Here is a 5650-nt window from a genome sequence, read left to right on the forward strand (position 1 = left end):
GGGGCACGATCTTTCGTGCCCCCGTCCGTCGCATCAGCACCGTGCTAGCGTCCCCGGATCCGGACCCCGGGGCAACTTGCGGAAGCCGGGACGGCGTCCTCGAGCACGGGAAGCGAACCACGGGAGCCGCAGTGACCACCGCCGAGCCGACACATGCGGACGAGAGCAGCGCCGCGAGGGGGCCGCGAACCGCGAAGCCACGAATAGGGCTGCCCGCATTCCGCTCCGGGAACTCCTTGACTTCCGAGACTTCCCCGGCCTCCGAGACGGCCTCCGCGATTTCCTCGGCCACCGAGACCTCCTCGACGGAGCCCAAGGGTGCTCCGTCCGCTCTCAGGGCGCGCCTCAGCCGCCATCCCGTCCTCGTCGCGACGGTCCTCGCCGGGTTCCTCCATCTCCTCTGGTTCTTCTTCTTCGCCAACAGCGGCGGTGACATCGCCGCGCAGGACGCCTGGGCCGAGTTCGTCGGCCGGCACCCCGACTCCGCGTACAACCTCGCCTGGTACGGGGGCATGCACCCCGTCTCGTACAGCGTGGTGTCCCCGTATCTGATGTCCCTCCTCGGCGTGCGGACGACGATGATGGTCGTCGGCACGCTCTCCGCCGCCCTGACCGCGCTGATCCTCACCCGCGTCCGTGCCGTCCGTAACCCGCTGGCGTGCGCGCTGGCCGGGGTGTTCGCGTTCCTGTGCAACGCGCTGTCGGGGCGGGTCACGTTCGGCCTGGGGATGATGTTCGCGCTGGGGGCGGTCGCGGCGGTGTTCTGCTGGCCGCACCGGTGGCGCTACAAACGGTGGGCGAAGGCCGCCGTCGCCGCGCCGCTCGCGGGTCTCGCGACCGCGTCGAGTCCGGTTGCCGGGCTGTTCCTCGGAGTCGTCGCGGCGGCGCTGTTCCTGAACCGGCGCCGGCCGGGTGCGTACGCGCTCGGGCTCGCCCCGGTGGTGGTCGTGGCGCTGTCGGCGTGGCTGTTCCCGTTCTCGGGTACGCAGCCGATGTCGTTCGCGTCGACGTCGCTGCCGTTCCTCTTCGGGGTCTTCGTGTTCGTCCTCGTACCGAAGGACTGGCGGACGGTGCGCACCGCCGCAGCGGTGTACGCCCTCGGCACCTTCCTCACCTTCCTCGTCGACTCACAGATCGGGTCGAACGTCTCGCGGCTCGCGATGCTGTTCGCGGGCGTGGTGCTGCTGGCCGCGCTGCCGTACGCCGTGCCGCGCTCCCGCAGGTGGTACGCGCTGGTCCTCACCTTCGCCGGGCTCAACTTCTGGATCGGTTTCAAGAGCGTCGACGACATCGTCCGTACGGCCCCGGCCGCGTCCTGGACGCGTGAACTCGCGCCGCTGGTGAACGAGCTCCAGGAGGTCGGCGCGGAGAAGGGCCGCGTCGAGGTCGTCCCGGCCAGCAGCCACCGGGAGGCGTCGGCGCTCGCGCCGTACGTCAATCTCGCGCGCGGCTGGAACCGGCAGGCGGACATGGAGCGCAACCCGCTCTTCTACGACGACACCCTCAGCGCGGCCAACTACCGCGAATGGCTGGACCGCTGGGCCGTGCACTTCGTGGTGCTGCCGACGGGCAGGCCGGACTCGGGCGGCGGGCAGGAGGCGGAGCTGATCGAGCAGGGCCAGCCATATCTGAAGCGGGTCTGGTCCGACGCGAACTGGCAGCTGTTCGCCGTCCGGAACCCGATGCCGCTGGCCGATCCGCCGGCGACGGTGGACCGCGCCGGCGCCGGTGAGCTCACGATCCATGTGAAGACGGCGGGCCGGGTGCTGATCCGCATCCCGTACTCGCCGTGGCTCGGCCTCGTCGACGAGGAGGGGCGGAGCGTGGAGCAGCCGAAGGAGACGGAGGCGTCGAAGCGCATGCGGGAGGACGACTCGGACGCGCCGAAGAGGTTCGTGAACGTCTCCGGCTGCCTCATGAAGGCGGAGGAGGACGCGGCGGGCGACGAATGGACGGAACTGCTGGCCCCGCGGCCGGGCGTGTACCGCCTGGCCGCGCCGTACCAGCTGCCGCGGGGGACGCCGTGTCCGGAGGAGCTGCGCGGCGCGGTGAGGTGAGGGGGCGCCCCGGTCCCGGTTGCGGTTGCGGCTCCGTCGCCCTCGGCGGGCTTTCTCCCCGCCCCGCCCCTCCCGCAGTGTCGACTTGCGGCTGCGCCGACGGCGGGGACGCTATGAGGCTCGCCGCGCGGCGCCCTGGGGCCAGACGACGTCCACCGGCAGGCCCGCCTCGCGTGCCTCGACGACGGTGTCCGCCGTGCCACCGCCCTTGCCGGACGGCAGCTCGCCGTTCCACACAGCAACCAGTCGGTCTGCGCGCTTCAGCAGCGTCCGGTTCGCGTCCTCGTAGGCGTGCCGGTTCGCAGTCTCATGGGGCAGGACAATGACCTCCGCAGCGGCCTCAATGAGCCGGTCGAAGATCGCCTCGTGTTCCGGCTTCACCTTGTTCTGCCGGTAGTCCTGCGAAGGGATCACGGCGACCAGGCGCCCGCCGACCTCGAGCACGGCTTCGGCGAAGAGCGAGTCACTGCCCTTGGCGATGCACGAGATGCCGGTCAGGGCAGGGCCTGCGTGAGGTTCGAGCAGTTGTCGCAGCGCGTCACGGACGAGGGAGATGCTGGCCTCGGTCAGGTCCATGTGCCCCGACACGGCGAGGATGGTCACGATGCTCCTTCGGTTGACAACAGGTCGCGGATCCTAGCTCGGGCCTCGCTCACCGGCCGTGACGTCGTTCGGCCGACGGTGTACGGGTACAGCTGCCCCAGCTGTGTGCGGACGCGGTTGGACTGGGTCCGGGACGCAGCGTGCGCGGGAGGGGGCTTTTCGTCATGCCCGGGGGGACGTGGTCGGTAGGCTCGCGCGTATGACTGACTTCGTGCAGGTATCCACGGCGACCCCGACCCGGGAACAGGCAGTAGAGCTGGCACAGTCGGTGGTGAAGGAGCGGCTGGCCGCCGGCGCCCAGGTCATCGGCCCTGTGACGTCAGTCTTTTGGCATCTGGGAGAGTTCGGGACCGGTGAGGAGTGGCAGCTCCTCCTCAAGACCCGCGCTGAACGGTACCCAGCCCTTGAGGCCCACCTGTTGAAGCACCATCCCTGGGACAACCCGGAGGTATCGGCGGTGCCTATCGTCGCGGGCGCTGAAGCGTGTCTGCGTTGGGTAGCGGAGAACACCCAGCCGAGCCCGAGTCAGTAGACCGTCCGGGCAATGTCGTGTGCCCGGGCTCAGTCGTCGAGCGGCTCGGCCCCGTGCGCGGCTGCGATCGCGTCGATACGCGCGGCCAGCTCGAAGTCCGCGGACGTCAGCTTGTGCCCAGCATCGTGTGTCGTGATCCCGAAGCGCACTCGGCCCCACCGCAGGTCGATGTCCGCGTGGTGGCTGATGAGCCGCTCGACGTCGGCGACGTGCACGATCATCGCTACGCCCCCGTGATAGCGGATCCCGAACGTGCGGGTGATCTCGTCGCCCTCGCGCCGCCAGCCCGGCACGCCGTTCAGTGCCTCTTCAATCTCGCTCTCCGTCAGCGACACCGGCGCTCCTGCCACGGTCAGCTCCCCTCAGTCACAGGCGCCAGCACCTCCGCCAGGTCCCGGCCGACCGGAGCATCCTGCCACGGCCGCATGGGCTGCTCCAGATTGGCCAACTCCCGTCGCATCCGCGCCGATCGCGTCTCCACAGCGATCGTTGCCGCGCTGCGGACTATCTCCAGGGCGTGGTCGGGCTCGCGCGCGGCGGCCGCAGCGGTGGCGTGACGCGCCAGGTACACCCCGCGGTCCCGCCGTGCCGTCTCGGGTACGACGTCGAGGACCTGGGACCACAGCGAGACGGCCTCATGGCCCAGGCCGAGCCGCCCGTAGCAGGTGGCTCGCTGCACCTCCAGATAACCGGGCGTGCGTCGGCAGGCGTTACCCCAGGGCAGGTCGTCGTCGACGCGGGACAGCAGTCCGTCGGCTGCGTCGATGAGCTGGTCGACGGCTGTGCGGTCCCCGGTGAGGCTTGCCCCGTGAGCCTGCTGCTGCATGGCCATGATGCGGACCTTCGGCACGAGGCGGCCGGCGTCGTCGAGGGCGGCTTCGCACAGGTCGATGACCGCGTGCCCGTCGGCGAGGTCTGTGCGCATCTGGGCCTGGTTGACCAGGCTGTAGCCGATGAGGTGCGGATCGCGGGAACGCATCGCGATCTCCTGCGTCACGCCTCGCCAGAACGCCGCACCGTCCATGTCACCGGCGTCCTGGTACAACCAGCCGACCAGCGCGGCGTACGCGGCACCCACGCGGAGAAGGCCGCGGCGCGTCTCGCCCTTCGCCGAGCGAACCAGCTTGTCGATCAGCTGGTACTGCGCCGAGACGGTGCCGATCAGGTCATGCGGGCCGAGGAACATGTCTGCCCGGTAGTGGCCCTCCAGTTGCTGCTGGAAGTAGTCGATCAGGGCGGGATCGACATGCTGCGGGGCGGTCGGGCCGACGACGAGCGCGGCAGCGGTTACGGAGATGAACGCACGGCGTTTCACTTGGGCCTCTTCATGGTGCTCGGGGCGGATCCAGCCTGGCGGGCTGGTGAATCCGAGGTCCTCAGGCCAGCGACCGAGCGCGTCATGCAGGACGATGGCCGTTTCCTCTGAGGGCCACCCAGGCCGTGCCGACTCCCAGCGTCTCCAGGTGCGCGCCGACACGGTGAAGTGCGGGTCGTCGAGCAACTGTTGCCCGTGCGTTTGGAGCTCTTCGGCGGCTGCGTCCATCGTCCGCCAGCCGCGTCGGAGCCGCGCGGCTCTCAGCGCGTCGTTGCGGTCCATGGGCCCAGTCTGAGGTGTCATCGATCGCACTTCCGGCCGTGGCCGCTACGTGACCGCAGATGGCCGCGCCGTGGCCTAGTTCCGTCTCGACGTACAGACCCATCATCCAGCTGTGACTACCGGACGTACACGAAACGCTGCGACCAGCGCTCGCACGAGCGAAGTGGGCACAGTCGACGGCACCGACCCGAGACCGCTGGACCTTGCGACGATGCGGGACACCGCCCGGCGAGTCATAGCCCTGGGCGAACGGCCGTCGATCCGGGATCTCGACGAGCTGACCGAAGCCATGCGCGGTCACGTCCAGCTCCTGGTGCCCGAGATCCGGAACCTCATCACCGGCAAGGGACTCGGTGACATTCCCGCCCAGGTCGCGCAGATCTGCGCCGAGGAGGCGTGGCGGCGGTTTCACACCACAAGGGGCTTCGGCCCGGACGCTGCCTACCGGCACGCCCAGAAGCTGGCGCTCTCGGTCTTCTCCCTGTGCGACCACCACGACAACCTGCGCGAGCCGACCGGACCGGTGGAGCGATGAGCGATCAAGACGGCACCTGCACGCTGAACGCTGGGAGCTGCCGGTTCTGTCCCGGGCCGGAGCCGGACGTGCTCCTGAGCGACAAGACGCTGCCGTACACGACGACCGGCCGCACGGTGATCCCCTGCTACTGCTGGGTGCCCTTCGACGGCGGCCGCGCTCGATGTGCCCGCGAGCCCGGACATGCCGGTGCCCACGAGGACTACTACGCCCCGGCCCGGTGGCCGAACCGCGGCCCGGAACCCCAGTGACTCCCGTCCGCTGCCGGCCGACCGGCAGCGGACGGGTCCGCAAGACACCCGTCCCCGCACCCCCAACCCCGGACA

At 70.1% G+C, this 5650-nt stretch carries 7 protein-coding genes; 4 read left to right on the top strand and 3 right to left on the bottom strand.

The annotated features are described in order from the left end of the window. Positions 1–131: 131 nt before the first annotated feature. Positions 132–2057: an MFS transporter gene (locus ACWGI8_RS38085; RefSeq protein WP_453668015.1), complete on the top strand. Its 1926-nt coding sequence runs from the start codon at positions 132–134 to the stop codon at positions 2055–2057. Positions 2058–2168: 111 nt separating this feature from the next. Here ACWGI8_RS38085 and ACWGI8_RS38090 read toward each other — a convergent pair whose 3' ends face one another. Beyond that, the gene (locus ACWGI8_RS38090; protein ID WP_453668016.1) at positions 2169–2660 is read right to left on the bottom strand and encodes a hypothetical protein; all 492 of its coding nucleotides are present in this window, start codon (positions 2658–2660) and stop codon (positions 2169–2171) included. A 199-nt stretch (positions 2661–2859) separates the two neighbouring features. On the opposite strand from ACWGI8_RS38090, the gene cutA reads away from it, so the two are divergent. Then, positions 2860–3192: a divalent-cation tolerance protein CutA gene (gene cutA, locus ACWGI8_RS38095; protein WP_453668017.1), complete on the top strand. Its 333-nt coding sequence runs from the start codon at positions 2860–2862 to the stop codon at positions 3190–3192. Between the two features lie 29 nt (positions 3193–3221). On the opposite strand, the gene ACWGI8_RS38100 is transcribed toward cutA, so the two are convergent. Both ACWGI8_RS38100 and ACWGI8_RS38105 read right to left on the bottom strand, forming a co-directional pair. Then, on the bottom strand, positions 3222–3542 hold the full coding sequence (locus ACWGI8_RS38100; RefSeq protein WP_453668018.1) for a 4a-hydroxytetrahydrobiopterin dehydratase: 321 nt from the start codon (positions 3540–3542) through the stop codon (positions 3222–3224). Positions 3543–3544: 2 nt separating this feature from the next. Next, entirely contained in the window at positions 3545–4789 is a 1245-nt protein-coding gene (locus tag ACWGI8_RS38105; protein WP_453668019.1) for a Twin-arginine translocation pathway signal, read from the bottom strand. A gap of 211 nt (positions 4790–5000) precedes the next feature. Between ACWGI8_RS38105 and ACWGI8_RS38110 the strand changes: the two genes are divergently transcribed. Together ACWGI8_RS38110 and ACWGI8_RS38115 are read left to right on the top strand one after the other, a co-directional pair. Next, positions 5001–5324 (top strand): DUF6415 family natural product biosynthesis protein, encoded by a 324-nt coding sequence (locus ACWGI8_RS38110; protein WP_453668020.1) that lies wholly within the window; start codon positions 5001–5003, stop codon positions 5322–5324. After that, entirely contained in the window at positions 5321–5575 is a 255-nt protein-coding gene (locus ACWGI8_RS38115) for a hypothetical protein (RefSeq protein ID WP_453668021.1), read from the top strand. Before ACWGI8_RS38110 ends, ACWGI8_RS38115 begins: the two co-directional genes overlap by 4 nt. Positions 5576–5650: the final 75 nt, after the last annotated feature.

It is taken from the genome of Streptomyces sp. NPDC054841, from assembly GCF_053611045.1.